Annotated in this window: 19 protein-coding genes; 11 read left to right on the top strand and 8 right to left on the bottom strand. The window is 38.1% G+C overall.

What is annotated here, in order from left to right:
• The first annotated feature begins 123 nt into the window (after positions 1 to 123).
• The 5 genes from NOS7107_RS29325 to NOS7107_RS06820 all read left to right on the top strand — a co-directional run bounded on the left by NOS7107_RS29325 (position 124) and on the right by NOS7107_RS06820 (position 2,085).
• Entirely contained in the window at positions 124 to 411 is a 288-nt protein-coding gene (locus tag NOS7107_RS29325) for a hypothetical protein (protein ID WP_253274527.1), read from the top strand.
• Between the two features lie 161 nt (positions 412 to 572).
• Positions 573 to 746, top strand: coding sequence for a hypothetical protein (locus tag NOS7107_RS29320; RefSeq protein WP_253274526.1), 174 nt, complete (start codon positions 573 to 575; stop codon positions 744 to 746).
• Positions 743 to 1,033 carry a hypothetical protein gene (locus tag NOS7107_RS29315; protein WP_253274525.1) on the top strand — a complete coding sequence of 97 codons (291 nt, stop codon included), beginning with the start codon at positions 743 to 745 and terminating at the stop codon, positions 1,031 to 1,033. The genes NOS7107_RS29320 and NOS7107_RS29315 overlap by 4 nt, the downstream gene beginning before the upstream one ends.
• Positions 1,034 to 1,115: 82 nt before the next feature.
• A complete protein-coding gene (locus tag NOS7107_RS29310) occupies positions 1,116 to 1,271 on the top strand; it encodes a hypothetical protein (RefSeq protein WP_253274524.1) in 156 nt (51 codons plus the stop codon).
• Positions 1,272 to 1,500: 229 nt separating this feature from the next.
• On the top strand, positions 1,501 to 2,085 hold the full coding sequence (locus NOS7107_RS06820) for a pentapeptide repeat-containing protein (protein ID WP_015112245.1): 585 nt from the start codon (positions 1,501 to 1,503) through the stop codon (positions 2,083 to 2,085).
• A 496-nt stretch (positions 2,086 to 2,581) separates the two neighbouring features.
• On the opposite strand, the gene NOS7107_RS06815 is transcribed toward NOS7107_RS06820, so the two are convergent.
• Positions 2,582 to 3,439 carry a DUF4114 domain-containing protein gene (locus NOS7107_RS06815; protein ID WP_015112244.1) on the bottom strand — a complete coding sequence of 286 codons (858 nt, stop codon included), beginning with the start codon at positions 3,437 to 3,439 and terminating at the stop codon, positions 2,582 to 2,584.
• 344 nt (positions 3,440 to 3,783) lie between these two features.
• Positions 3,784 to 4,083 carry a membrane protein insertion efficiency factor YidD gene (gene yidD, locus NOS7107_RS06810; RefSeq protein WP_015112243.1) on the bottom strand — a complete coding sequence of 100 codons (300 nt, stop codon included), beginning with the start codon at positions 4,081 to 4,083 and terminating at the stop codon, positions 3,784 to 3,786.
• Between the two features lie 62 nt (positions 4,084 to 4,145).
• On the opposite strand from yidD, the gene NOS7107_RS06805 reads away from it, so the two are divergent.
• From NOS7107_RS06805 to uvrC, 6 genes are all read left to right on the top strand, one after another.
• The gene (locus NOS7107_RS06805; protein ID WP_015112242.1) at positions 4,146 to 4,859 is read left to right on the top strand and encodes a diacylglycerol/polyprenol kinase family protein; all 714 of its coding nucleotides are present in this window, start codon (positions 4,146 to 4,148) and stop codon (positions 4,857 to 4,859) included.
• 955 nt (positions 4,860 to 5,814) lie between these two features.
• On the top strand, positions 5,815 to 7,635 hold the full coding sequence (locus tag NOS7107_RS06800) for an HlyD family efflux transporter periplasmic adaptor subunit (protein ID WP_044499777.1): 1,821 nt from the start codon (positions 5,815 to 5,817) through the stop codon (positions 7,633 to 7,635).
• 87 nt (positions 7,636 to 7,722) lie between these two features.
• On the top strand, positions 7,723 to 9,897 hold the full coding sequence (locus NOS7107_RS06795) for a peptidase domain-containing ABC transporter (protein ID WP_015112239.1): 2,175 nt from the start codon (positions 7,723 to 7,725) through the stop codon (positions 9,895 to 9,897).
• A gap of 69 nt (positions 9,898 to 9,966) precedes the next feature.
• Positions 9,967 to 15,333: an AAA family ATPase gene (locus tag NOS7107_RS06790; RefSeq protein WP_253274523.1), complete on the top strand. Its 5,367-nt coding sequence runs from the start codon at positions 9,967 to 9,969 to the stop codon at positions 15,331 to 15,333.
• Between the two features lie 272 nt (positions 15,334 to 15,605).
• A complete protein-coding gene (locus tag NOS7107_RS06785; RefSeq protein ID WP_044500576.1) occupies positions 15,606 to 15,980 on the top strand; it encodes a hypothetical protein in 375 nt (124 codons plus the stop codon).
• Positions 15,981 to 16,245: 265 nt separating this feature from the next.
• Positions 16,246 to 18,123, top strand: coding sequence for an excinuclease ABC subunit UvrC (uvrC, locus tag NOS7107_RS06780; RefSeq protein ID WP_015112236.1), 1,878 nt, complete (start codon positions 16,246 to 16,248; stop codon positions 18,121 to 18,123).
• Between the two features lie 16 nt (positions 18,124 to 18,139).
• On the opposite strand, the gene NOS7107_RS29305 is transcribed toward uvrC, so the two are convergent.
• The 6 genes from NOS7107_RS29305 to NOS7107_RS06760 all read right to left on the bottom strand — a co-directional run bounded on the left by NOS7107_RS29305 (position 18,140) and on the right by NOS7107_RS06760 (position 25,451).
• On the bottom strand, positions 18,140 to 18,844 hold the full coding sequence (locus tag NOS7107_RS29305) for a hypothetical protein (RefSeq protein ID WP_253274522.1): 705 nt from the start codon (positions 18,842 to 18,844) through the stop codon (positions 18,140 to 18,142).
• Between the two features lie 14 nt (positions 18,845 to 18,858).
• On the bottom strand, positions 18,859 to 19,251 hold the full coding sequence (locus NOS7107_RS29300; RefSeq protein WP_253274521.1) for a hypothetical protein: 393 nt from the start codon (positions 19,249 to 19,251) through the stop codon (positions 18,859 to 18,861).
• Between the two features lie 2 nt (positions 19,252 to 19,253).
• Positions 19,254 to 20,324, bottom strand: coding sequence for a DNA cytosine methyltransferase (locus tag NOS7107_RS29295; protein WP_253274520.1), 1,071 nt, complete (start codon positions 20,322 to 20,324; stop codon positions 19,254 to 19,256).
• Between the two features lie 400 nt (positions 20,325 to 20,724).
• Positions 20,725 to 21,168 (bottom strand): hypothetical protein, encoded by a 444-nt coding sequence (locus tag NOS7107_RS06770; RefSeq protein WP_015112235.1) that lies wholly within the window; start codon positions 21,166 to 21,168, stop codon positions 20,725 to 20,727.
• Positions 21,169 to 21,366: 198 nt separating this feature from the next.
• Complete coding sequence (gene acsF / locus NOS7107_RS06765; RefSeq protein WP_015112234.1) at positions 21,367 to 22,443, bottom strand: magnesium-protoporphyrin IX monomethyl ester (oxidative) cyclase; 1,077 nt, start codon at positions 22,441 to 22,443, stop codon at positions 21,367 to 21,369.
• A gap of 197 nt (positions 22,444 to 22,640) precedes the next feature.
• Positions 22,641 to 25,451 (bottom strand): filamentous hemagglutinin N-terminal domain-containing protein, encoded by a 2,811-nt coding sequence (locus NOS7107_RS06760; RefSeq protein ID WP_044499776.1) that lies wholly within the window; start codon positions 25,449 to 25,451, stop codon positions 22,641 to 22,643.
• Positions 25,452 to 25,843: the final 392 nt, after the last annotated feature.

The following is a 25,843-nucleotide window of genomic DNA, read 5'->3' as shown; positions in this document are numbered from 1 at the left end:
ACTGCTATATCTCTCATCTGAAGGGGTGACAAAGCGGCTGAAGCCAAGAAAATAGAGGAGCGTGACCGTTTTGGGGTAAAAAAAGATAGGTCAGGTATTCTCAACAAGACCTATCAAATGATAATGTTACCTAAATTCTACCAAAACTGCTTTCAAAATGTACTGACACCCGCACAGTACAAGATGCTAGAAATCTTACTAATGCTATTGCAATTTCATAAAACTGTGACAATTGAGAAACTAGCAACAGTATTTCCACAACCGATAAAATTTGAAAGTCGGAGGCGGAGTATACAAAGATTTTTACTACTACCTCAGTTGTCGATTCCATATCTGTGGTTTCCCCTGCTCAAACGATGGGTGAAAAATAGTACTGAAAAGAGGAGAGAAACGGCTAATATTTGCGATTGATAGAACACAATGGCGTTCACAAAATGTATTTGTAATTAGTTTAATAGAACAAAAAGAGCAATACCTGTGTACTGGCTATTGTTACCTAAAAAAGGATGTAGCAATTTGGGAGAGCAGAAAAATTAATTCGTCCACTATTGCAGTTATTTAAGGGATATCAAATGCTGGTACTGGGAGATAGAGAATTCCACAGTATAAAACTAGCAAATTGGTTACATAGCAAGGGCATTGACTTTGTATTGCGTCAGAAACAAGGTACTTATATTCGGCAAGAAAACCAATCACACCAACGCTTACAATCTTTGGGATTAACTCCTGGCATCTCGTTTTTTTGACAGGGATTCAAGCAACTAAACAGAAAGGGTTTGCCAATTTTAATCTCGCCGGATATTACAAGCGCAAATATCGTGGAGTTGTTGAGCCTGCTGGCTGGTTTTTATTAACTAACCTTGATAGTCTCAAAGATGCCATTAAAGCATTTAAGTTGCGGAGTGGTATCGAAGCCATGTTTAAAGATTGTAAAACTGGGGGGTATAATCTCGAATCTACTTATGCTGATGGTCAACGTTTTGATAGCACTGATTTTATTAATTGCTATTGCCTATACTTGTGCTATTTTTAGTTGGTCGTAATTCTCGCTCCTCTGGACTACAAAAAATATGTTGGTCGTCTGAAGGAGTTACAACGATTGCACCGCCGACATAGTGCTTTTTTGGATTGGTTTGTATGGTCAGTTATGGGTAGGGGCAATGGAATTTTGGGCTGATTTAGCTCATGAATTGATGCGCCTCAAGCCCAGTAAACTGCCATATTTTCAACAAGGTCTACGGGCTATGACTCTTATCCAGTCTGCTTTATAACTTTTTTGTCACCCCTTCAGATCTCTCATATAAATAGGAACTATCAGCCAATAACTGAGAAATTATTGTAGTTATGTAACGATTTTGTTATATTTCTTTGCAGAGGGTAATTAAATGCGCTCAAGTATTTTGCCTCAGACTTTAATTGCAAAGTCGCTTCAGGTATACAGTTATTTACCAATTTCAACCAAATCACGTTAGATAAATGATCATTTGGAAGACGGGCTGTATGGATGCTGATGAACTTCTCAGACGCTATCAAACAGGAGAGAGGAATTTCACTCAGGTTTCCCTGCATTCAATTAATCTTAGTGAAGTATGTTTAGCTGGAATTAATTTAGATCGGGCTAGTTTGGTGAATGTTACTCTATCTCATTCCAACTTGAGAGGAGCCAATCTCATAGAAGCAAATTTGGCTGCATCATACCTGTGGAGAACTAATCTTAGTGGTGCAAACTTAATTTGGACAAATTTAAAAGCTGCTAACCTAATTCGTGCCAACCTGAGTAACGTAGACTTACATAAAGCGTCCCTACAGAAATCAGACCTACGTTTAGCAGATTTACACAATGCTGACCTCAGTAGTGCAGACTTAAGTGGTGCAGATTTGAGCTACGCTAACCTGAGTGGTGCTAACTTAGCAGGAGCAAATCTCAACGGTGCAAACCTCACGGGAGCCAACTTGAACCAAGCAGATTTAAGCTACACCAGTCTCAAGAAAACCATCTTGTTTAAAGCTGATCTCAGTAATGTTGATTTGTCACAAATAAGCCTGAAAACAGTAGATTTGTATGAAATACTTGCGGCTCAATAGTGGCTTAAATAGCCAACTATTAATCTATATGAAAAGGAGCGATCGCTCTCCATTATCTTCAACAGGCGATCGCTTGAGTTGTATACTGACAGATACAAAAAATATTTGAAAAAGTACACAAAAAATTCAGTATCTTTTGATAACTCAGAACAGAAATGTTATTTACTGACCCTGAAACACCAGTGATATGAAGTCCGCTTAATCACTTACGATATGTCATTGTGAGTGCAACGAAGTGGAACGAAGCAATCGCCTGGATTCTGCGATTACTTCACTTCGCTATCGCTACGTACCCTGCGGGAAGCAAGCTACGTAATGACAAGTAATTTACCGGACATGATATGAGTAGTGAAATTGTCAACTTGTAAATCGATATTGATAGATGCGACCTTGATATAGGCATCAAGTTATTGACTTATACCGATTGGAAAAATGGTTGTGACGAATTGAAGCTTCAAAAGCTGAATAATCAAGCTGTTAACAGTCGAAAAAACTACTAGCTATTACCTTTTTTCAAAGAACGGCGACGAGTTTTGAGTACACCAATTGCACCGATACCAACCAAGGCTAAAGTTGCAGAAGGTTCTGGAACACTAACACCTTTTGTTAATGCAGTAGCATTTCTAGAACCAATATCTATCGCAAAAACAACATCATTATAATCTTTGTCGCCACCTCCCCATAAGTCTTCATAACCCAAAACTAAGAAGTTCTTGTACACATAAGTCATTACGTGTTGCAAACCATCTGGATTGGTAGCTTCATTTAAGCCAAACACACCTTTAACAGTTTGCCCTTGTTGGTTTTTACCGGAGATACCACCATTGATGTCATTAGAGTGCAATAAGAAATCAAGTGTAGTACCAGCTTGGAATTGACCTAAGCTAACCCAGTCACCAACTTTTAAGGGGCTGTCTTGTTGGGTTTTGTTAGCTAAAGCATCGTTAGGATTTGCACAAAACTCTTTAAAATTTTGAAAAGCACTATCTTTAGTACTACAAGATGTATCGCCAAAGATTTTGCCTGTGGTGACTGTATCACCATAAGTTGCTTTAAAATCTAAACGGTTGCGATAACCACCAGCAGTTTCACCAATAAAGAAGACCTTAGTATCGTGAGCATATTTCAATGTTAGTTGAGATAAATCAACTTTCTGCGCTCCAATTGTCTCAGGTGATAAGTAGCGAGATTCTTTGCCAACAAAATCCTTAAAGTCTTGGATATTATCTTTAAAATCAGCTGGCGCTTCGTTTCGGCTTTGAATGTTAATCGCGTTTGCTGGTGCAGCAGACACCCACAAGCCAGTTACCAAAGCTGTTGCTGCAAGTAAATTAGGAAACAATGAATTTTTCATAGCTTTCTCTCACTAGTTGAATCATGAATCCATTGATAAGAGATTTGCCATGTATTCGTCTAGCTAATATGGATGAAATTGTTCTGTTTTTTATATTTATAGCCAGGAATTATAAGTACTTATAAAACTTATGTATTTACACTAAATAAGAATCGATAAAACTATTTTTTATCAGTAATTTTTACAGCTAATTTCTGGAAAAATGATAAAGTATAAATACATAAATGAAAATATCTAGCAACCCTAAATCATTGGTGAATAAATATGTTATTTACTTCCTTCGCCAGGAAATTCACAAATCAAAGAGGAATGCTGTAGATATTGCGGATGATTCCAAAACGTTTTTAGTGATTTTGCTCGTCCTGTTGGGTTTTATCCTCGGAATTTACCAGAGTGTGACTACAACAATCTACCTGCATGACTGATGGTGATATTTCTGGTACTGGGTCATAACCACCAGGGTGAAATGGATGACAACGTAAGATGCGCCAAATTGCCATCCAGCCACCGCGCATTACTCCAAACCTCTCTATTGCTTGGATAGCGTACATGGAACAAGTTGGCTGAAAACGACAAGTTGGGGGAAACAACGGCGAGATAAACATTCTGTAACCCCGAATTAACCAAATAAATAATAGTTTCATTCCTGTTGCCCAAATCTTATAAATTAGAAACAAGGGTAAAAACTGTCTAGCGTGTAAAATCCTTGTTAATTCTGATTCCTGGTTTAACGTCAATTCCACCTTTGTGGCTGCAAATTAGCGTAGTTGCAGTTTGGGTGTCGCTGATTCTCCTAGTTGCATGGGTGGTCAGTCGCTTTGCAACTGATGATTCAGAAATAGTCAGGAAAATAGTGCATATTGGTACTGGCAATGTGATCTTGCTGGCTTGGTGGCTAGATATCCCGGCTGAAGTGGGTGTTACAGCTTCGATTTTAGCGAGTATTGTGACTTTGTTATCTTATCGATTGCCAATTTTGCCAGGGATTAATAGTGTGGGTCGCCGAAGTTTAGGAACGTTTTTTTATGCTGTGAGTTTTGGCATCTTAGTTGGGTGGTTCTGGCATTTGCAACAACCCCAATACGCAGCGATTGGAATTATGGTGATGACCTGGGGAGATGGTTTAGCCGCATTAGTAGGTCAACGCTTTGGTCAACATAAGTATAAAGTTTTTGGGGTAAATAAAAGCTGGGAAGGCTCTTTGACTATGACGTTAGCCAGCTATATGGTTAGTAGTTTGATTTTGCTGGGTGTGCAAGGAAATATATGGCAAATTTGGGTGGTATCATTGGCTGTGGCGATCGCATCTACTGGTTTAGAAGCTATTTCCTTTTTGGGTATTGATAATTTAACCGTTCCTTTAGGTAGTGCCGGTCTAGCCTTTGTATTAATGCAATTATTGTTAGCTAACTTAGGCTGAGATAGGATTATCTTATCTACAATCCAGAATAATGAATTAGCTGAATGGGGATAAGCAAAAAAACTGTACTTATTCACTAGAATTTACTATTTTTAGTCGCAGACTACTAGGATATCTTTAACACATAAAAGATTTTTTTATATCTACTGCGAGTAGTAAAACTCTTGTTTTGATTTCTATCTATAGATTTATGATTTCCTGACAAACAGTGCTTATAGTTGGTTACTTAGGTGGTCAACCCACTAAACGTAAGTGAGGCTAAAAATCATGTCACATCTAATATTTTTATCAGAGTTGTTGATTGAGTTACCTAATCAAAGACTAGAAGTAGTTGCTGCTGGTGCAGATAAGCACTGGCAATTTTTACGCTGAATAGTTCCTGCTATATTAGCTATCTCTGCGCTCGTTGTAAGTATGAGTGTTTTGATAGTGCTAAAGATAATTTAGGTAATTATTTTGCTCCTATTAAGAAGAGGGGAGAGGAGATATTTATTGCTCACTCAATGTAAGTGAGGCCTTTGAAGGAGTCTGAGAATTCTCCTCTGGTTTCTCTCTGCGTTGCCCACGTTAGAGATATGAGAAAAGTTATTGTTGTGCTTGTTTGGCACACTTTTCTCTTCCCCCGTAATTAATTATAAAAGATTATTTGTGATGATGTTGCCTGCCTTTTCTTAAGGTAATTTAGGCAATAATTGATCCGAGCGATCGCATTACGGCTAAAATCGGCGATTTGCTTATTTTTTCGCTATGGTGTGCATACAAATTTGTCTAAATATTCTTTTTTAATTCTTGTCAAAAACAGCTATTCTATTATGTCTGAAATTGGCAATCAGATGATGATCAGCATCACCAACGAAAGCATTTATCCCTCATCCTAACGGCAAAGATAAATAATTTCGAGTTATTTATGCAAACTTCAGTTTATATATCAATCTCAAAAACAAGGTGTAATATAGTGAATTTATTAAGCACTCAGTCAAATCATACTGATAATAGTTTTCATGAACTAAATTCAGAACAACTCCCTATATTTGATGTGAATGAATTTATCCCCAGTATCGGTAAATGGATCACTGTGGCGGGGAGCGTAATGATCAGTATTATTGTGCTGGGAGTGATTTTATCTTCAATTCTCAAGTACAATGTCGCAGTGAAAGTTCCGGCAACAATTAGACCTTTAGGAGAACTAAAAGTTGTTGAGTCTGCTGTTACGGGAACTGTGCAGAAAATTGAGGCGAAAGATAGTCAGATAGTTAAACAAGGACAAGCGATCGCCTCTGTTGATGATTCGCGTCTGCAAAATCAAAAAAGTCAACTACAAACCACCATTCAAAAGAGTAAATTACAACTAGGTCAAATTGAGGCTCAACTAAGTGAAATTAACATTCAACTTACGGCTCAAACTGAACTAATGAACCGGACGATTTTAGCGGCGCAAGCAGAGTTAAGCGGTACTGAACGCAACTATCAAGATCAGCGAATTAAAGCTTTTGCGGAAATGACGCAAGCACAAACAGCTTTTAGTTTAGCGAAACTACAAAAAGATCGATTACGGCGAGAAAAACTCTTAACTACCACTGTCCAAGAAACAGAAGCCGCTTTGGCGTTAGCGAGAGTGCAACGCGATCGCTTACAGCGGGAAAAATTATTACAATCAACTGTACAAGCAGCACAAACAGCCTTGAATATCGCCCAAAAGCAAAAAGATAGATTGCAGCGTGATCAACTTTTAAAGATTACTGTGCAAGAAGCAGAAGCCGCTTTGCAAATGGCTAAGTTACAACGCGATCGCTTGCAGTCGATAGTAGCACTAGGAGCAGTGCCACTCAATTTATTTGAAGAAAAAGCGCAAGCAGTCAAAGAAGCGGAAGCTAAATTAGTCCAAACTAAAGCCAATACGAAAAATCTTCTGGAAGACAAAGAACAAGGGGTGATTTCGGCGCAAGCCAAACTTGCTCAAGCTCAAGAAAATGCCAAAAATAGCTTAGAAGAAAAAGTACAAGCAGTCAAAGCGGCGGAAACTAAGTTAGAACAAGCCAAAGCTAATGCGAAAAACAGCTTAGAAGAAAAAGACCAAGCACTCACAATTGCTGAAACCAATTTAACTAAGGTGAAAACTGCATTGAATCCGAGTGATTCGCCTGTAGCGGTAGCATCTGCACGCATTCAGCAAGAACAGGCAAAGAAAGCAGCAGATTTAGCAGCTTTGAAAAAGGAAAGAGAAACCTTACTCCAGCAGCGCACAGAATTTCACAAACAATTAGACAGCGCACAAAAACAACTCCAACAAACCGAAAATGACTTGAGTAAGACTGTCATTCGCGCGCCGAGTGAGGGAATTTTGCTGCAATTTAAACTCCGCAACCCTGGACAAATTGTACAACCTAGTGAAGCGATCGCCCAGATTGCACCTTTAGATGCACCATTGCAAATCAAAGCGAGAGTCCCCGCGCAAGATATCGACAAGGTGAAAGCAAATCAACAAGTTCAAATGCAGGTTTCGGCTTGTCCTTATCCAGATTACGGCACACTCCAGGGTATTGTAGCCACAATCGCACCAGATGCTTTAGCCGTGGAAAAAAACGGTACATTACCTACTGTACAGCCAGCGCCAGCTTATGAAGTGACAATTGTACCGCAAACTTCATTTGTTGGTAGAGGCGATCGCCAGTGTCATCTCAAACCAGGAATGGAGGGACGCGCTGATATCATTTCTCGCCAAGAAACAATTATGCAATTCATTCTGCGAAAAGCCAGATTAATTGCAGATATTTAAAAAAGTTTGAAGTCTGAAGTGTGAAGTCTGAAAGGAAACAAAAATACTCACCCTATCACTACTCCCAACTCCCCATTTTTAACAATCATGTTTGATCTATTCAAATTCAAACACCGAAAAAAATATCAGTGTGTTTTACAATCCAGTGAAGAGGACTGTGGAGCCGCTTGTCTAGTTTCGATTTGCAAACATTACGGACGCTTCTTAAGCATGAGTAAAAGCCGAGAAGCGGTAGGAACAGGACATTTAGGCACAACTTTATTAGGACTCAAACGCGGCTGTGAGACATTGGGATTTAATGCAAGAGCCGTGAAAGCTGCACCGGCGATCGCAGATAGAATTACAGAAATCAATTTACCAGCAATTATTCATTGGCGCGGCTATCACTGGGTTGTGCTGTACGGTAAGCGAGGAAAAAAGTATGTGATTGGTGATCCGGCGATCGGTTTACGCTACATCACCCGCGAAGAATTAACTACCGCGTGGAATGGAGTTATGCTCTTATTAGAGGCTGACCCCACGCGCTTTTTTATACAGTTTCAGGAAGAAACAAAGCAGGGTTTAGGAAAATTTTTTCAGCGTGTATTACCTTATCGAAATTTACTGAGTCAGGTATTGCTGATCAATATTGTTTTAGGTGTACTGGCGCTGGGTAGTCCGGTTTTGCTGCAACTATTAACAGATGATGTTTTAGTGCGGGGAGATACTCAATTACTGATTGTTGTGATTTCATCTGTTATTGTCAGCAGCTTATTTAGTAGTAGTTTGCAAGTCGTACAATCTATGATGATTGCTCATTTTGGTCAACGGCTGCAATTAGGATTGGTAATGGAGTTTGCCCGCAAAATTCTTCAGTTACCTTTGAGTTATTATGAATCGCGCCGCAGTGGGGAAATTTCTAGCCGATTAAGAGATATTGATGAAATTAATCAGTTAGTGTCGCAAATCGTAATTTTATTACCCAGCCAGTTTTTTATTGCGGTAATTTCTTTCAGCATTATGCTGTTTTATAGCTGGCAGTTAACAATTGCTGTTATCTTAGTTGCTTTATTAATTACGGCATCTACCTTACCTTTTTTACCTATTCTTCAACAAAAAACTCGCAGTTTATTGGTTTTAGGTGCAGAAAATCAAGGTGTGTTGGTAGAAACATTTAAAGGCGCACAGGTAATTAAAACGACGAATGCTGCTCCGCAATTTTGGGATGAATTTCAAAGCCGCTTTGGTCGTTTGGCACACTTAACTTTTAGTACAATTCAAATTGGGATAATTAACAGTACTGTTGCGAGATTAATTTCTACTATTGGTGGAGTATTTTTATTAGGATTAGGCAGTATTTTAGTCATTCAAGGACAGTTAAGTATTGGTCAAATTTTAGCTTTTAATGCTTTACAAGTTAATATCTTTAATTTAATTAACTCTTTAGTTGGGTTTGGGGATGAATATTTTCGATCGCAAACGGCTGTGTCTCGGCTGTTAGAAGTTATTGAAGCGACACCAGAAGTAATTGGAGGAAGTCAAAAACCAACTGTGCAAATACCTGCGGATGCAGATATTCGTTTTTCCCAAGTTACCTTTCATCATGCTGGGAGAGTTGATTTGTTAGAAGAATTTTCGCTGAAACTCCCTGGGGGAAATGCGATCGCTTTGATTGGTAAATCAGGGTGTGGGAAAAGTTCTTTAGCAAAACTGATTGCAGGTTTATATCAGTTGAATTCTGGGAATATCCGCATTGGTTTTTATAATATTCAGGATATCGCCCTTGATTGTCTACGCCAACAAGTAGTTTATGTACCGCAAGAACCGCATTTTTGGAGTCGCTCGATTTTAGATAACTTTCGCTTAGGTACTCCCCATATTTCCTTTGAGGAAATTGTCAAAGCTTGTGAAATTGCAGATGCGGATAATTTTATTAGTCAATTACCAAATAATTATCAAACTGTTTTAGGAGAATTTGGTGCAAATCTCTCTGGTGGACAACGACAAAGATTAGCGATCGCTAGAGGAATTCTCACCAATCCACCTATATTGATTTTAGATGAAGCAACAGCCGGACTTGACCCTGTGAGTGAAGCGCAAGTCTTAGATCGGTTGTTAGCACATCGTAAAGGTAAAACTACAATTTTGATTACTCATCGTCCTAGTGTAGTGCATTGTGCTGATTGGATTGTCATGCTAGATCAAGGTCAAGTGCAATTACAAGGTACACTGGAAACATTTCTCTCTCAACAAGGAGAACATTTAAAATTTTTATCTTTTTAAATGGTCTTAACTGTTGTCACTTTTAAAAGCGTGCAAATTATACTGGTTAGGCTAGTAAAAATAGCTCTAATGCTTGAGCAACCTATGATCGCACTGGAAGGGTACAAAATTTTAAGAGAACTGTATAATAGCCCTCGTTCTCAGGTATATCAGGGATACCGAGAGTTCGATCGCCAACCAGTAGTGTTGAAATTATTGCGGGAGGAGTATCCTACCCCAGAAGCGATCGCACGATTTAAACTCGAATACGAACTGACACGCCGCTTTCAAGTTCCGGGAATTATCCAAGCCTACAGCGTCGAAAAATATCAAAATACTCTAGTCCTAGTTTTAGAAGATTTTGGTGGACAACCGCTGCGGAGTTTCCTGAATCAACAACCTCTAGGGCTGGAGAATTTTCTGCACATTGCAATTCAAGTTACAGCGGCTTTAGGTGCAATTCATCAGCAACAAATTATTCATAAAGATATTAATCCTGGCAATATTCTCCTCAATCCTCAAACGCAACAGACAAAGATTATTGATTTTGGGATTGCGACGCTGTTGTCGAAGGAAAATCCTACTTTACTTAACCTGAATATTTTAGAAGGAACACTGGCGTACATTTCGCCTGAACAAACAGGAAGAATGAATCGGGCGATTGATTATCGTAGCGATTTTTATTCTTTAGGGGTGACTTTTTACGAACTATTGACACAACAATTACCCTTTATTAGTGAAGATCCAGTCGAACTTGTCCACAGTCATATTGCAAAACAAGCAATTTCTCCCCATAAACTAAATCCGGCAATTCCTGTAGTCATTTCTAATTTAGTGATGAAGTTACTCGAAAAAACTGCGGAAGAAAGATATCAAAGTGCCTTTGGTTTGCAAGTAGACTTGCAGAAATGCCTGGATTTATTCATCAGTACAGGTGGAATTAAAACCTTTGAATTAGGACAGAAAGATAGTTCTGATAGATTTCAAATTCCCCAAAAACTTTACGGAAGAGAACAAGAAGTTACAGATTTACTCATAGCTTTTGATCGGGCTAGTCATGGAAAAAGTGAAGTTATGTTGATTGCGGGTTATTCCGGGATTGGCAAATCAGCTTTAGTGCAGGAAATTTACAAACCAATTACTCAAAAACGGGGATATTTCATCTCAGGCAAGTTTGACCAATTTCAACGAAATATTCCCTACAGTTCTTTAATTCAAGCATTCACAGCTTTAATTCGCCAACTTTTAACCGCAACAGAAACAGAAATCAATCTCTGGCGGGAAAAATTATTAAATGCTTTGGGCGACAATGGTCAAGTAATTATTGATGTAATTTCTGAAGTAGAACTGATTATTGGGAAACAGCCGCCTGTTGTTGAACTACCACCGCAGGAAGCCCAAAATCGATTTAATTTAGTATTTCAAAACTTTATTACTGTTTTTACGCAAAAAGAACATCCTTTAGTAATTTTCTTGGATGATTTGCAATGGGCGGATAGTGCATCGTTGCAATTAATTGAGTTATTAACTAGTCAATTAGGCAGCCGCTACTTATTACTGATTGGTGCTTATCGAGATCATGAAGTAGATTCTACCCATCCTTTGCAAAGTGCGATCGCTTCTTTAACAGCAGCCGGGGTAATCATTCACGAACTCACATTGACACCGTTAGAATTACCCCAAATTCATGCACTCCTCAGTGATACCTTTAATAGTCATGATTGGGCGAAGTTAACGCCCCTAGCACAACTGTTACAGCAGAAAACTAACGGCAATCCCTTCTTTATGAATGAATTCCTCAAATCGCTGTATACAGAAGGATTGCTGCAATTTGATGTGCAAAGCCGGGAATGGGATTGGCAACTCAGCCAAATTCAGGCGGCACAAATTACTGATAATGTTGTGGAATTAATGGCAGGTAAAATTCAAAAACTGCCGACAGCTTCTCAGCAAGCGTTACAGTTAGCATCTTGTATTGGGAATCAATTTGATTTAAAAACTTTAGCGATTGTCAAAGAAAAATCTTTGACAGAAACAGCCGCTGAGTTATGGGAAGCTGTAGAAATGGGGCTGATTTTTCCTCAAGGTAACGACTATCAATTATTACAAGTGGGTGATCGCGAAATTGCCGCTAACTTAACAAATTTGGATGTCGTCTACAAATTCTTACACGATCGCGTCCAGCAAGCAGCTTATTCACTCATCCCCACCAAAGAAAAACAAGCAGTTCACTGGCAAATTGGACAACTGTTATTGCAAAATATCACCACCGCAGAACAAGAAGAAAAGATTTTTGACATTGTTAACCAATTAAACTTCGGCTTAGATTTAATCACAGATGAACAACAGCGACAGCAATTAGCCCAATTAAACCTAACTGCGGGGAACAAAGCCAAAGCCTCCGCCGCCTACGAACCTGCTTTAGATTATTTGACAACGGGACTTAACTGTTTAGCAGCATCCTGTTGGCAACAGCAATATTCTCTCGCTTTATCTCTGCACGAAGCTGCTGTGGAAGCTGCTTATTTGACTGGGGCGTTTGAATACATGGACGAATTAATTGAGGTTGTATTACGTCATGCCCGCACTACACTTGATCAAGTCCAAGTCTACGCTATCAAAATTCAATCTCTTGTTGCCAGAGATGAACTGTTAACAGCCGCAAAATTAGGTTTGCAAGTTCTCAAACTTTTGGGAGTTCCTTTAGCTGCTAACCCTGGACAAATACAAATTCTGTTGGGACTATTAAAAACGAAACTGGCTTTAGCTGGGAGACAGGTACAAACCTTAGCTGATTTACCCAGACTGACAAATCCTACTAAATTAGCCGCAATTCGGATTTTAGCCAGTATTGCTTCGTCAACTTATCTTGCAGCGCCAAATTTGTTTCCTTTAACTGTGTTCAAGCAAGTGGAACTCTCGGCGATACATGGTAATGTGCCGGAATCAGCTTTTGCCTATGCTACTTATGGCTTGATTCTTTGTGGTGTTGTCGGAGATTTGACAGGGGGATATGAGTTTGGTGAGTTGGCGTTAAAACTTATAGAACGCTATGGTGCCAAAAATCTGCAAGCGAGAGTATTGTTTGTTGTGAATAGTTTTGTGCGTCACTGGCGAGAACCAATTGCTAATACCATACCTGCATTGCAAATTGCTTTTCAAGTTGGGCGAGATACGGGTGATACTGAATATGCGGCTTTTGCAGCAAATGTTGCTACCAGTCATGGTTATTTTTGTGGTCAAGATTTAAAAGAAGTAGATAAAAGTTTAGCGACTTATTTAGAAATAATTCAGAAGTTTAAGAAAAAGCCAGTTTTTGATTTAATTCAAATTTATCGTCAGGCGATCGCCAATTTGCAGGGTAAAAATACTAATCCCTGTGAGTTGATAGGGGAGTTTTACGATATCACAGCCAGCTTACCCTTACATATTGAGACGAATTATCGCACAGCGACTTTTACTGTATACACTCATCTGCTGACATTGAATTATTGGTTTGAAGATTACAAGACTGCTTGGCAAAATGCTGAATTAGCAATTCCTTATTTAGATGCAGTAGTGGCGTTATTTATCATTGGGTGGTTTAACTTTTATGATTCTTTGGTGCGGTTAGCCTTAGCGCCAACAAAAACTGTCACAGAACGGCAAGCATTACTCAAACAAGTAACAGCAAATCAAAAGAAATTGAAAACTTGGGCGCAATCTGCACCGAGTAACTACGCTCATAAATTAGCATTGGTAGAAGCAGAATGGCATCGAGTCCACGGTGAAACAGCAGAAGCGATCGCCTGTTATGATTGTGCCATTAATTTAGCCCAAGAAAACAATTATCCTAACGAAGCAGCTTTAGCTAATGAACTAGCAGCCAAGTTTTATCTTGCCCAAAATAAACAGAAAGTTGCCCAAGGATATATGCAGGATGCTGCCTATCTTTATTTACAATGGGGCGCAACGGCTAAAGTTAAATATCTGGAAACTCAATATCCTCAACTTTTAAGCCGCAAGTTAGAAAGAATTAATATCCCTCATATTTCTACCAAAAACACTAACGCCAGTAGTGTCACAAGTAGCAGTGGTTCTGCTTCACTGGATTTGGTGACAGTAATCAAAGCTTCTCAAGCTTTGTCTGGAGAAATTAAGCTAGATAAATTGCTGGCTAATTTAATGCAAATTTTAATGGAAAATGCTGGAGCGCAACGAGGTTTTTTGCTATTAGAAACTAAAGGGAAATTTTTAATCGAAGCGCAAGGCACAGTCGAACAAAATAACATTCAAGTGTTGGAATCATTGCCGATAGAAAATAGCTCAATGTTTTCTGTGGCAATTGTGAATTATGTCATCCGTACTAAAACAAGTGTAGTGCTAAATGACGCTGCTCGCAAAGGCGAATTTGTCAGCGATGCTTACATTCGCCAATTTCAACCGCGATCGCTTTTATGTGCGCCGTTAATTAACCAAGGCAAACTTACAGGTATTATCTATTTAGAAAATAACTTGACTACAGGCGCATTCACTCCTGATCGTCTGGAGTTATTAAATGTACTTTCAACTCAAGCGGCGATTTCTTTAGAAAACGCCCGGTTATACACCGATTTAGCCGCTTTAAACCAAGCTTACGAACGCTTTGTTCCCCGTCAATTTCTGCAATTTCTTAACAAACAAAGTATTGTTGATGTGCAGTTAGGTGATCAAGTCCAGCGGGAAATGTCGGTGTTGTTTACTGATATTCGCTCTTTCACTACTTTATCAGAAACTTTAACACCCGCCGAAAATTTTCAATTTATTAATTCTTATCTGAGTTGCATGGAACCAATCATTATTCAACATAATGGTTTTATTGATAAATATATTGGTGATGCCATCATGGCGTTATTTGCTGGTAATGCTGATGATGCGGTGCAAGCGGGTATTGCGATGTTACAAGCTTTAGTGACTTATAATCAAGAACGGCAAGTGCAAGGAGACTTACCAATTAAAATTGGTATTGGCATTAATACTGGTTCGTTGATTTTAGGCACAGTCGGCGGCTTTAACCGCATGGATGGTACAGTAATTAGTGATGCTGTAAATTTAGCATCAAGAATAGAAGGTTTAACCAAAACATTCAACACACCATTATTAATTACAGACCAAACATTTCAACGGTTAAAGAATTGCGATCGCTCTCATATTCGCATAGTTGGACAGGTAAAAGTCAAAGGTAAAATCACGGCTGTAACTGTTCATGAAGTATTTACTGCTGATGTTGCAGAAGTTCGCCAAGGTAAATTAGCTACTAGAGAATTATTTACGGAAGCACTGACACTTTACGAAGCACAACAATTTACCTCAGCTGCCCAGCATTTTCAAGACTGCTTACAACAAAACCCCTTAGATCAAGTCGCACAAATTTATCTTAATCTTTGTCAGGCAGAGTTGAAGTTTTCAAATATTTTGCCAGAAGAGATTAAGTTATAAAAATTTTGCTTGTTATGTAAATATAATTACCTACATAACGAATGTAGAGACTTACATTGTGAATGCGATCGCTCACATTTTAATTGCGATCGCTTGCATTATAAATGCGACAGTTCACATTGTGAATGTAACGACTCACATTCATAATGTACCAGTTTGCAATCAAACTGCACAATTACTTTAAATATTATCCTCGCTAAAAAATTTATATTACTGATATTTTTTTAGTTGCAATGGGTACGTTAAATATGTATCCTTATACGGAAACACTCATGCCTACTCAAGATACTACACGTCGTTTATCTCGCCAGACAATTACTCAAGACACCACTTCCTTACACGGTTTGCAAACGATTATCAACTACACAACCACCCGTGCTGATGCCACAGAAGAAAAGTTGCAAGTAGCTTATCAAAAAATGTTAACGCTGCAACAAGTCGAAAATGAAAAACTCGCTTTATACCGTGCGGCGACTGATGCGGCGAGATTAGCCGAGTGGGAATTTCACAATGCGGTATTAGCTATGAAGGAAGTTGTGCGGGGACAATATGGTTCAGATAGTGATCAAGCACAAGCTGTAGGATTCAAGAAAAAATCAGACCGTAAGCGTCCCAGTCGCAAAAAGTCAGTGGCGATGGCTAGTTAATTAATGTATATACATATCTTGTACCCAGCGACTGAAGTCGCGGCTACACAGACAAAACCCGCGCAGGCGGGTTCTTTATCTTTGATTTTGCGTTAGTCCGCGTAAGCGGACTTTGTTTTTCTAGCCGCAAATTTCATTCGTCGGGGCTAAGTGCTTTTATACCCTTACACGTTATCTGTTCTCTTTTATCTTCAGATTCCGCAACGGACAATTTATTTCTTAAAATAGAGATAGGTAAAAATGTCAGATTACCAAAAATTTAATTGTGACAACATCTGCTCAAATACTACCACTGGTTAAAGATCCAGAGCGTCTAGAAAGCCGACTAGCTGAAATCCCACCGGAACCAGGAGTTTATTTTATGCGGGATGGCAGCGATCGCATTATATATATAGGTAAGTCACGGAAATTGCGATCGCGTGTCCGTTCTTATTTTCGTGAAGGTTACAATAAAAGCGAACGCATCGCCACAATGGCGAGACAAGTAACAGAAATTGAATTTATTGTCACTGATACCGAAGCCGAAGCTTTGGCGTTGGAAGCAAATTTAATCAAGCAGCACCAGCCATATTTTAATGTACTGCTCAAAGATGATAAAAAATATCCATATCTTTGTATCACTTGGTCAGAAAACTATCCCCGCATCTTCATCACGCGCAAACGCCAACTAGGTAAAGAAAAAGATAAATTCTACGGGCCTTATACAGATACAGGTTTATTAAGAGAAATCCTCCGCATTAGTAAGCGCATCTTTTCTTTGCGACAACGACCACAACCTTTATTTAAAGACCGTCCCTGTTTAAATTATGATATGGGGCGTTGTCCTGGTGTCTGTCAACAATTGATTTCCCCAGAAGAATACCGCAAAACTGTGCAGAAAGTGGCGATGGTGTTTCAAGGTAGAACTCAGGAATTAATTGATATTTTGACCGAACAAATGCAAACAGCCGCCGAAGCTTTAAATTTTGAATCGGCGGCGCGGATACGTGACCAAATTTCTGGTTTAAAATCTCTGACGGCGGATCAAAAAGTATCTTTACCAGATGATACAGTTTCGCGGGATGCCATAGCTTTAGCCGCCGATACACAACACGCCTGCATTCAATTATTTCAAATTCGCGCTGGACAATTAGTCGGACGTTTAGCGTTTGTCGCTGATGCACAAGCTGAACCAGGTGCAATTTTACAACGCGTTTTAGAAGAACATTATCAAACTGCTGATGCGGTGGAAATTCCCGCCGAAATTTTGGTACAGCATGATTTACCCGACGCAGAAATATTAGCGGATGTTTTAACTCAGCGTAAGGGTAGAAAAGTCACAATTTTCACGCCTCAGCGCCAAACTAAGGCAGAATTAATTGAGATGGTCGAGCGTAACGCCCAATACGAATTACAAAGAATGCAAAAATTGGGCGATCGTAATAATCAAGCTATGCAAGATTTAGCTGATATTCTCGACTTACCAGACTTACCCCACCGCATTGAAGGTTACGACATTTCCCACATCCAAGGTTCTAATGCTGTTGCTTCCCAAGTTGTATTTATCGATGGTTTACCGGGTAAGCAATACTATCGCCATTACAAAATTAAAAATCCCACCGTCACAATTGGTCATTCTGATGATTTTGCCAGTTTAGCTGAAGTGATTCAACGGCGGTTTCGCAAGTATAGCGAAGATACCCAACTACCACGCGCCGGAAATCCTGACTGGCCTGATTTAATTATGATTGATGGCGGTAAAGGTCAGCTGTCTTCAGTCGTCGCTGTTTTGCAAGAGATGAACTTACTAGAAGACTTGCGGGTTGTCAGTTTGGCAAAACAGCGCGAAGAGATTTTTTTACCGGGAGAGTCACAACCCTTACCAACCAAAGCAGAACAACCAGGAGTCCAATTACTCAGACGGTTACGAGATGAAGCCCATCGGTTTGCTGTGAGTTTCCATCGTCAACAACGCAGTGATAAACTGAGGCGATCGCGTTTAGATGAAATCTCCGGCTTAGGACATCATCGCCAAAAGCAACTATTAGGACATTTTCGCTCAGTCGATTATATCCGCCAAGCTACACCCGCACAACTCGCCGAAGTTGCGGGAATTGGGACAAGACTAGCGCAGGAAATTTACGATTACTTTCATCCCTCGTGAATAAGCCAAATTTCTTTCATTCATCAATCATTAATCTGTTTAAAATATCATTCCATTTTTCTTTGTGTATTTTTTGTAGTTCATTATCCGACGCTATCAACTGAGAGTATCCTTCAATAAAATCATTGATGGACTCGATTAATCGTAAATAGTATTTTATTGTCGGGATAATTCCATTTAGGATTACCTGACAGCCGTGTTCAGATGAAATTTGTGTAATGAGATTGTTAATTTCTTCTGCTTCTGATTGCTTAATATCCTTTGAAGCAAAAATATAATATCTACCAGGATTGTATTTAATAATCTTCTGTCTAGCACGATAGACAATTTGTAAAGTTATTTCTTGACCATATTTTACTTCTATAGCTTCAACAAGATGGTTATTTTTGTCAAATATTTCAATATCTCCAGCAGTCTTAGAAGTTCTATCAGAAGCTGTATGACTACCTAATATTCCCAGTTTACATGACTTATATCTGGAGATTTCCCTCATCAAAATTTGATAGATAGCATAGAAAGCAATAACAGGTAATTTTGAGCCACCAAAAGTTTCATAGTTATAGTTGAAATGCTCATCTAAAGCTTGGAATATACTTTTTATATTTAGTTTTTCCGGATTTGTTAATTTAATAATTTCAACCAAGTTATCATCCTTAGCTGATTTGATTAATTTCAGTAGTAATTTCAATATATCTTCTGATTTTTCAGGATATTTTTGCACAAAATCAATAACATTCAGAAATGCTTTTTTAAAGACACAGGAGTTATTTTGCCTTCATATTCTAATGTATAGGGATAAGGTTGTTCTAAAGAACGAGTTAACCAACCACTTTCAGCCATTGCGGGTAAGCCTAACTCTGTTAATGTAGGAGTAATATACTTTGTATCTATACTTCTTCCTGAGAAACCACCAGTCATTTTGGCTTGGTGGTATCGAATATCCTGTGCTGGATTTAAAATTTTATGTACTAAGATAGTAACCAATACAGTATAAGCACCTTTGCTGCTAAAGCTTTTTTTAGCAATTTCCACAAGATAACTTTGATATTCTTCAGGTAATTGAATTTGATTAATTTCAATTTCAGGTAGATTTTGATAAATTTCTAGAAGTTTTTCTCTATGATTCATTATCAAAGGGGCAATTCTAGTTGAATATGTGGCTCAATATAAGAATTTTTATAATGATTAGGGATTACATTTTCAATATTTGAATTTTCAAAGAATTGTTTCTTAATTTGATTAGCAAGTTCATACATTACTGGTATAGCCACAGAATTACCTATTTGCTTATAACACTCTCCTAAATTACTATGGATTTTAAAATTATTAGGGAAACCCATAATTCTATAACACTCTCTAATAGTTAATTTCCGAACAGCTTTTTCTTCGGGGATATAAATAAAAAATCTACCGGAAGTCTCTTGAGAAGGTATTGTTGGATGTACACCTTTAATAGAATATATTCTATTCGGTTGATGATGAACTCTAGATAAATGTTCTGTGTTTGGTCTAATACCTGTTTTCCAAATATTTTTATTGCGATAACCTACAAAAATTAAGCCAGAGGCTTGTTGTTTGGGATTTTCTATCATTGTGTAATCTTGAGGATTTAAATATTCAAAATCTCCCCCAGTACACAAAAATTCTTTTAGAGTAGGAAACGGATAAGTTTTTTTGAGAAAACCAAAATCAAATTTTCTATTTTTCGTAGCCACAAATACTACTCTTTCTCTATTTTGTGGCAATCCAAAATCCTTAGAGTTAAGGATCTCGTAATTTACTTCATAACCGATATATTCTAAGGAATATAAGATAACTTCTAATGTTTTTCCTTGATCATGATGTAATATATGCTTAACATTTTCAAGTACAACAACAGGAGGCTTAATATGTTCAATAATTTCGCAAATATGGAAAAATAGAGTACCTCTAGTATCGTGAAAACCTTTTCTTCTTCCGCAAATACTAAAAGGTTGGCAAGGAAACCCCGCTGTTAAAACATCAAAGTGAGGTAAGTTTTGTATATCAATCTTTCTAATATCATATTCCGGTATATCTCCAAAATTATTAAAATAAACCTGTCGGCAGGCTTCATTAATTTCGCAGGAAAATACACATTCATACTCAGCTTTTTCAAAAGCTAATCTAAAACCTCCAATTCCAGCAAATAAATCAGCAAATTTTAGTTTTGCTTCCTCCATAAAAATTACTAAAATACTGTTCTAAACGTCTGAGTAAAACATTATAACATAATACTATTTTGGATTTTAAACTTTTGATTCCATATTGTGGAAGATTTTACTGGGGGGATTTTCAGTAATCTTTTTGTCGCCATCATTATTCAAATTTGTATAAATAATATGTTGAGAATCTGAGTAAATGTAGACTACAACAAAATATTTCTAACTCTATAACTTATAACTCAATACGGTTCAGTTAACAAAGTTACCTGTCGAGAAAAGCGAACAGTAAAAGAAAAAAAGGCCTATCTGAACTTCCGAAGTTGCAGGAATAGGCCCACGACTAGCGCAGGAAATTTACGATTACTTTCATCCTGCTTGAAACAGCTAAATTGATTTGCTGTTGACGCTTTTCATTATTTCAAGGTGAAGGAGCGTCTAATTGCATTCTTTTTAATCCTCCTTCTCTTGTGCAATCTGTCATTGCGCTCAGAAATTCTGGGTAATACTGTGTATTTCTAATTAACCAATCAGCAGTACGAACTCTAGCATTACTTTGAAATTTCCCTGAGACTGGTGATATCTCATTATTTTTAATTGAAAGAAAACTTTCGACTTTGCCTGAAACCCTTACATTACTATTGCCTTTTTCTATTGTTTTAAACCCAGACATTTTTGTAACTGAAATGCCTTGGTTTAAAGAGCAAGCAGAGCCACTTTGAATATTTGCAGCAATCAATAAATTTTCACTAGTGATAAAAAATCTCATATTTTTCATTACTGATTGTGAGGCTTCAGCATTAGCAGGAAATGCTAAAATTGTCAGGCTTGCAACAACAGTAGAAATTTTTAAGGGTAATTTCATTGTCTTCAATATCAAGTTTTTTCTACTATCTATAAATTTAGCTACTACCACAAGGGCAAAATTATTGATATTAAAATCAAAAACTTATGAAGACTAACGCTATAACTTCAGTAAGTTACAGAGAAATAGGAAGGTAAAAAGCTATAAAAAAAGCATGGTATTTAACTAATACCATGCCCATCAAATTATCTTGGAAATCTAACGAGCCATTCCATGAGCAGTAGCCGCATCAATTGGCTTCATCAAGTACAACTTCAAGAAGTGCCAACCATTGGAGATGTATAATGGCAACTTCTGGAAGAATTGTAAGAACTTGGGTGTATTAGAGTTAGCGATCGCACCCAATTTTTCGTTATTCTGAATACATAAATCCAGGCGATCGTAAAACTCTGGATTTTCCACATCCAAAATCACTGGGAAAACTCTACCTGCTGTTTCATTGGTTTTCTTGATGACGTAGATATCATATTCCCGTGCATCTAAACCAATAGAAGCGTAAAAGTCTTTGCGCTGGATGTCATTGAGATACATCGTCACAAACACAGACAATAAGAAAAACCGACTCCACAGTTTTGCTTTCCAATCATTCAGCATTTGTGGCTGCGCTCTCATGATGGCATCAAAGAAATCACCATGACGGTTTTCATCCTGACACCAATTTTCAAAGAACCGGAAAATTGGATAAATTCTGTCTTCGGGATGCGCTTCTAGATGACGATAAATAGTGATATAACGCCAATAACCGATTTTTTCGGAAAGATAGGTGGCGTAGAAAATGAATTTGGGTTTGAAGAAAGTGTAATTACGGCTCTTTGTCAAAAACCCTAAATCTAGAGACAAATTAAAGTCTGACATCGCTTTGTTCAAAAAGCCAGCGTGACGTGCTTCATCCCGTGACATCAGGTTGAAACACTCAGCTAAGACGGGGCTTTTATCTTTTAAGCGGCGGCCTAATTCCTTATACAGCAAGAAGCCGGAAAATTCTGCTGTACAAGAACGCTCTAGAAATTCAATGAACAACTGGCGAGTTTCCCCGTCGATGTGATCCCAGGATTGTTCAAACTCGGCATCCCGAACGAAGTGATGGCGATTATAGTCAGTGCGGAACTCTTCTAAGATGGCTTGTAACTCATCTTCATTTACAGAGATGTCCATCCGTGCCATCTCATCAAAATCGGTAGTATAAAACCGTGGTGTTAATAAGGTTTCTTTTGCCGGGACTTTAATCCCTGGCCGTATTTCTTCAAAGCCTGGTTTTTTGAGGGAATCTACCATGTCTTGATTGCCACGAGTGTATTATCTTGATTACGCCAGAGAACCAAAAGTAATGCTCTCATAAGGCGCAGCAAAGGACAATAATTAATTTGTATAAATTTCAGTCTACCAAGGGGCAGCGGAAAACTGGTATGTGAAACGTTAAGAGTTGCAACAATACTTCAAGCTTTTTCCCTGCAAATTTGAACTATCGGCAATTATTTCATCGCTGTTGCTTTGGGGCAAGCGTAAGCATTCGATTTTACAGGATTATCAGCCGCCCCAGATACATCAGAAATGAGAGTAACTTCTCCCGCGCCGTTGAACACCCAACCATTGGCAGGTACAATTGCCACAGTTTTGTTTACAGAAGGTGATTTCGTCATTACAGGTTGATTTTTCATCGCGACAATCTCTCTACCGCGAGTATCTGACCACAAAATATCACTACCAAGCACTTCATACGGATTGTCAGGTAATCCACCACGTCCTGTCACAATAAATTGGCTATTGTCATTCTCTTCGTCTTTTGAACAATCAGCTGCCAGTAATGTTGAGCTATCAACCACTGTGGTAGGCAATTCACTTAAGCCTTGGATAGGATCAACTTGTGGGGTAGTAATAGTAACTTCTCCATTGATTCCTAGTTGAGAACTAGCAGTAATGTCACTAAAGTTAGTATCTCTGAAACGTGACGCAATCCCAAAAATACTTTGGGCTGTAATATCTACTCTGCCACCTCTACCATTAAAAGCATTGGCGCTAATGTCGCTATTTTCACCAGGAATAGCAATTAAAAATTTAGTGTTTATACTGATATTTCCCCCATTACCCCCGGCGTTAGCAGTACCCGCATTGGCGGAAATACTACTATTATTTCGCAGTAATACAATATCTCTAATATTGAGATTAATATTTCCGCCTTCACCAGCGGTTGTTCCAGTGGTGATTGTTCCCTGATTATTAAGTTGTAAAGAACGAGCATTTACTGTGATGTTGCCAGCATTGGCGCGTTCAGTACCTCGCACACGAGCAAACAAACCACTATTAGCACCATCATTATCAATTGATTCACTGCCAAATTGTTCCACACGCGCTGCAAAAGTCGGCTCGCTACTAGTAATTCTCACTCCATTTTTTGCTTCGAGAGTGATGTTACCTGCATTGCCATTATTGAAAGCACTAGTAACAATTTGACCGCCACCAGCCAAATCAACGGTGTTAGCAATAATATTAATGTTACCTCCGTCACCAACACTTCTACTACGGGCGCTGATGACTGCTCCATCTCTTACCTGCAAACTTCTAGTTTTAATATCAATATTACCTGCATTCCCAGATGCTGTAAGATTCCTTTCATTCTCAGTGCTAGTAAAGAACCCTGAAATCAATAATCCTGATTGTGAATCTGGAGAAAATCCTATCAGTTTGATTGACTCACTGGCATTAATTTGAATGTTTCCTCCATTTTTTGAACCAGTGGTTCTGGATAAAATTGCAGCACCATTCGCTAAAGTTAAAGTCCTAGCCGTAATATCAATTAGTCCTGGATTAGCAATGCCATTGGTTTCACTTCTAATCGAACTTCTATTATCCAAAAAAAGTCCTTGAGTATTAATTACTATATTGCCAGCAGAGCCAGTACTCGATGAAGATGTGTCCAAAGAAGAAGCATCAGTTAAAAATATGTCTCTAGCTTGGATATTAATATTGCCAGCATTACCAGTGCTATTATTATTAGAACGAGTGTTGATGAAACTATTTTTTAACACAAGAGAATTGTTTACTTCTATAAATACTCCATTTGTAGTGCCACTCCCTAAAGTGATAGCACTTAATCCAGTCGGGCTACTTGATATGTCGCTATTTATATAAACCGAATCAGCCACAATTTGAATACCGCCAGTATTGCCCATCGAACCATCATTAACATCACTACTAATGTTACTGTTATTAAGTGATAGTGACTCTGCCTGAATATGAACCCCGTTTGTATTGCCTCTGGCTGAAGATAAAAATGCTCCAATATCACTCCTAATAAAACTATCACTTAAGAAAAATGACTTAGCCTTGATATAAACACCACCAGTATTACCATTAGCTAACAAAAAAATTTCTCCAAGATTATTGCTAATGGTACTCTGTCTAATATTTATCCTTTCCGTTGCATTAAGGGTAATATCTCCCGCCTGAGTTCCATCGCCGATAATACCATTTGTCAGATTACTTCTTGTAATTTCTAAATTTCTGGCATTGATAGTCAAACTACCGCCACCATTAGATACTACATTTGCAGATCCATTGATAATTGAAATATCTCCTCGCGCTAAGTTCTGAGGATAACTCAAATGCAGATTCTGATTATTTGCATTCAGTTCTACACTTCCCTCTCCTTTTACTGCGCCTAACTCAATTCGTCCACCTGGAGCAGATAAATTTCCGCCATCTAAAGAAACATTACCACCTAGTAATAATAAACTTTTACCATTAGGAACTGATAGACCAACTACAGATTGTGTATATGGGTTTTGATATGTAGATTGATTGATAATAGAAGAACTAACAATTTGGTTGAATAAAAAAGCCGAAGGATTAACCGTGAGCAATGCTGGATTATTGGGAACAGATGCGCTGAAAGAACCTTGATTACCAAATGCGATCGCATTTGCTGTTGTAGCTACAAATGAGCCACCAACATTTAAACTAGCATTAGGGCCAAATAAGATTCCATGAGGATTCAGCAAAAATAAGTTTGGACTACCAATTCCAGAAGTTTTGAGAGTTCCAAAAATATCAGAACGGCTTCCACCAGTTACTCGAACTAAAATATTTTGAATATTTGCACTAGGATTGACAAAATCTGCTGTGTGCATTTCAGGAATAATAAATTGCTGAAAACTATGAAAAAGGTTATTACCTGCTAAAGTCCCCTCTGTAATTTTCCATTTGTTCATATTATCTAGCGGTGCAACAGCAGAATTTTTGGGTAAGGTTGTATCAGGAACAATTTGAGCCTGAGATAAGTCCATAAAAGGTAGACTGCACCAGATTGTTGCACTAATGATGCAAGAGGTAAATATGTAATTTTTCATAATTATTTGTACATAAGATAATTATTAATTGGATTCAATCAAGCTATTTAATATATAAATAATTAAAACGGAATAATGTTAGGAATTTTTTCTAACACTGTGCTTAGATTAATATTGTTTTACTAAACCGACAAGATGAAGCTGATGGCAGAATAAATTCCCAACTTACAGACATTGTTCAAGTAGCCGCGCCTTGTAAAGTAACGGCTACCTTTAACTGAACTATATTGAATTTTCTCTGAGCTAAATATTGCTGGGTTTATTCTTGAAGGAAGAGTTTTTCTGCTATTTACCCAGTTTTATAAACATACTCAACCATGTAATTTATA

The sequence above is a fragment of the Nostoc sp. PCC 7107 genome, from assembly GCF_000316625.1.
GTDB lineage: Bacteria > Cyanobacteriota > Cyanobacteriia > Cyanobacteriales > Nostocaceae > Nostoc_B.
This window is presented reverse-complemented; position numbering and strand designations above follow the sequence as displayed.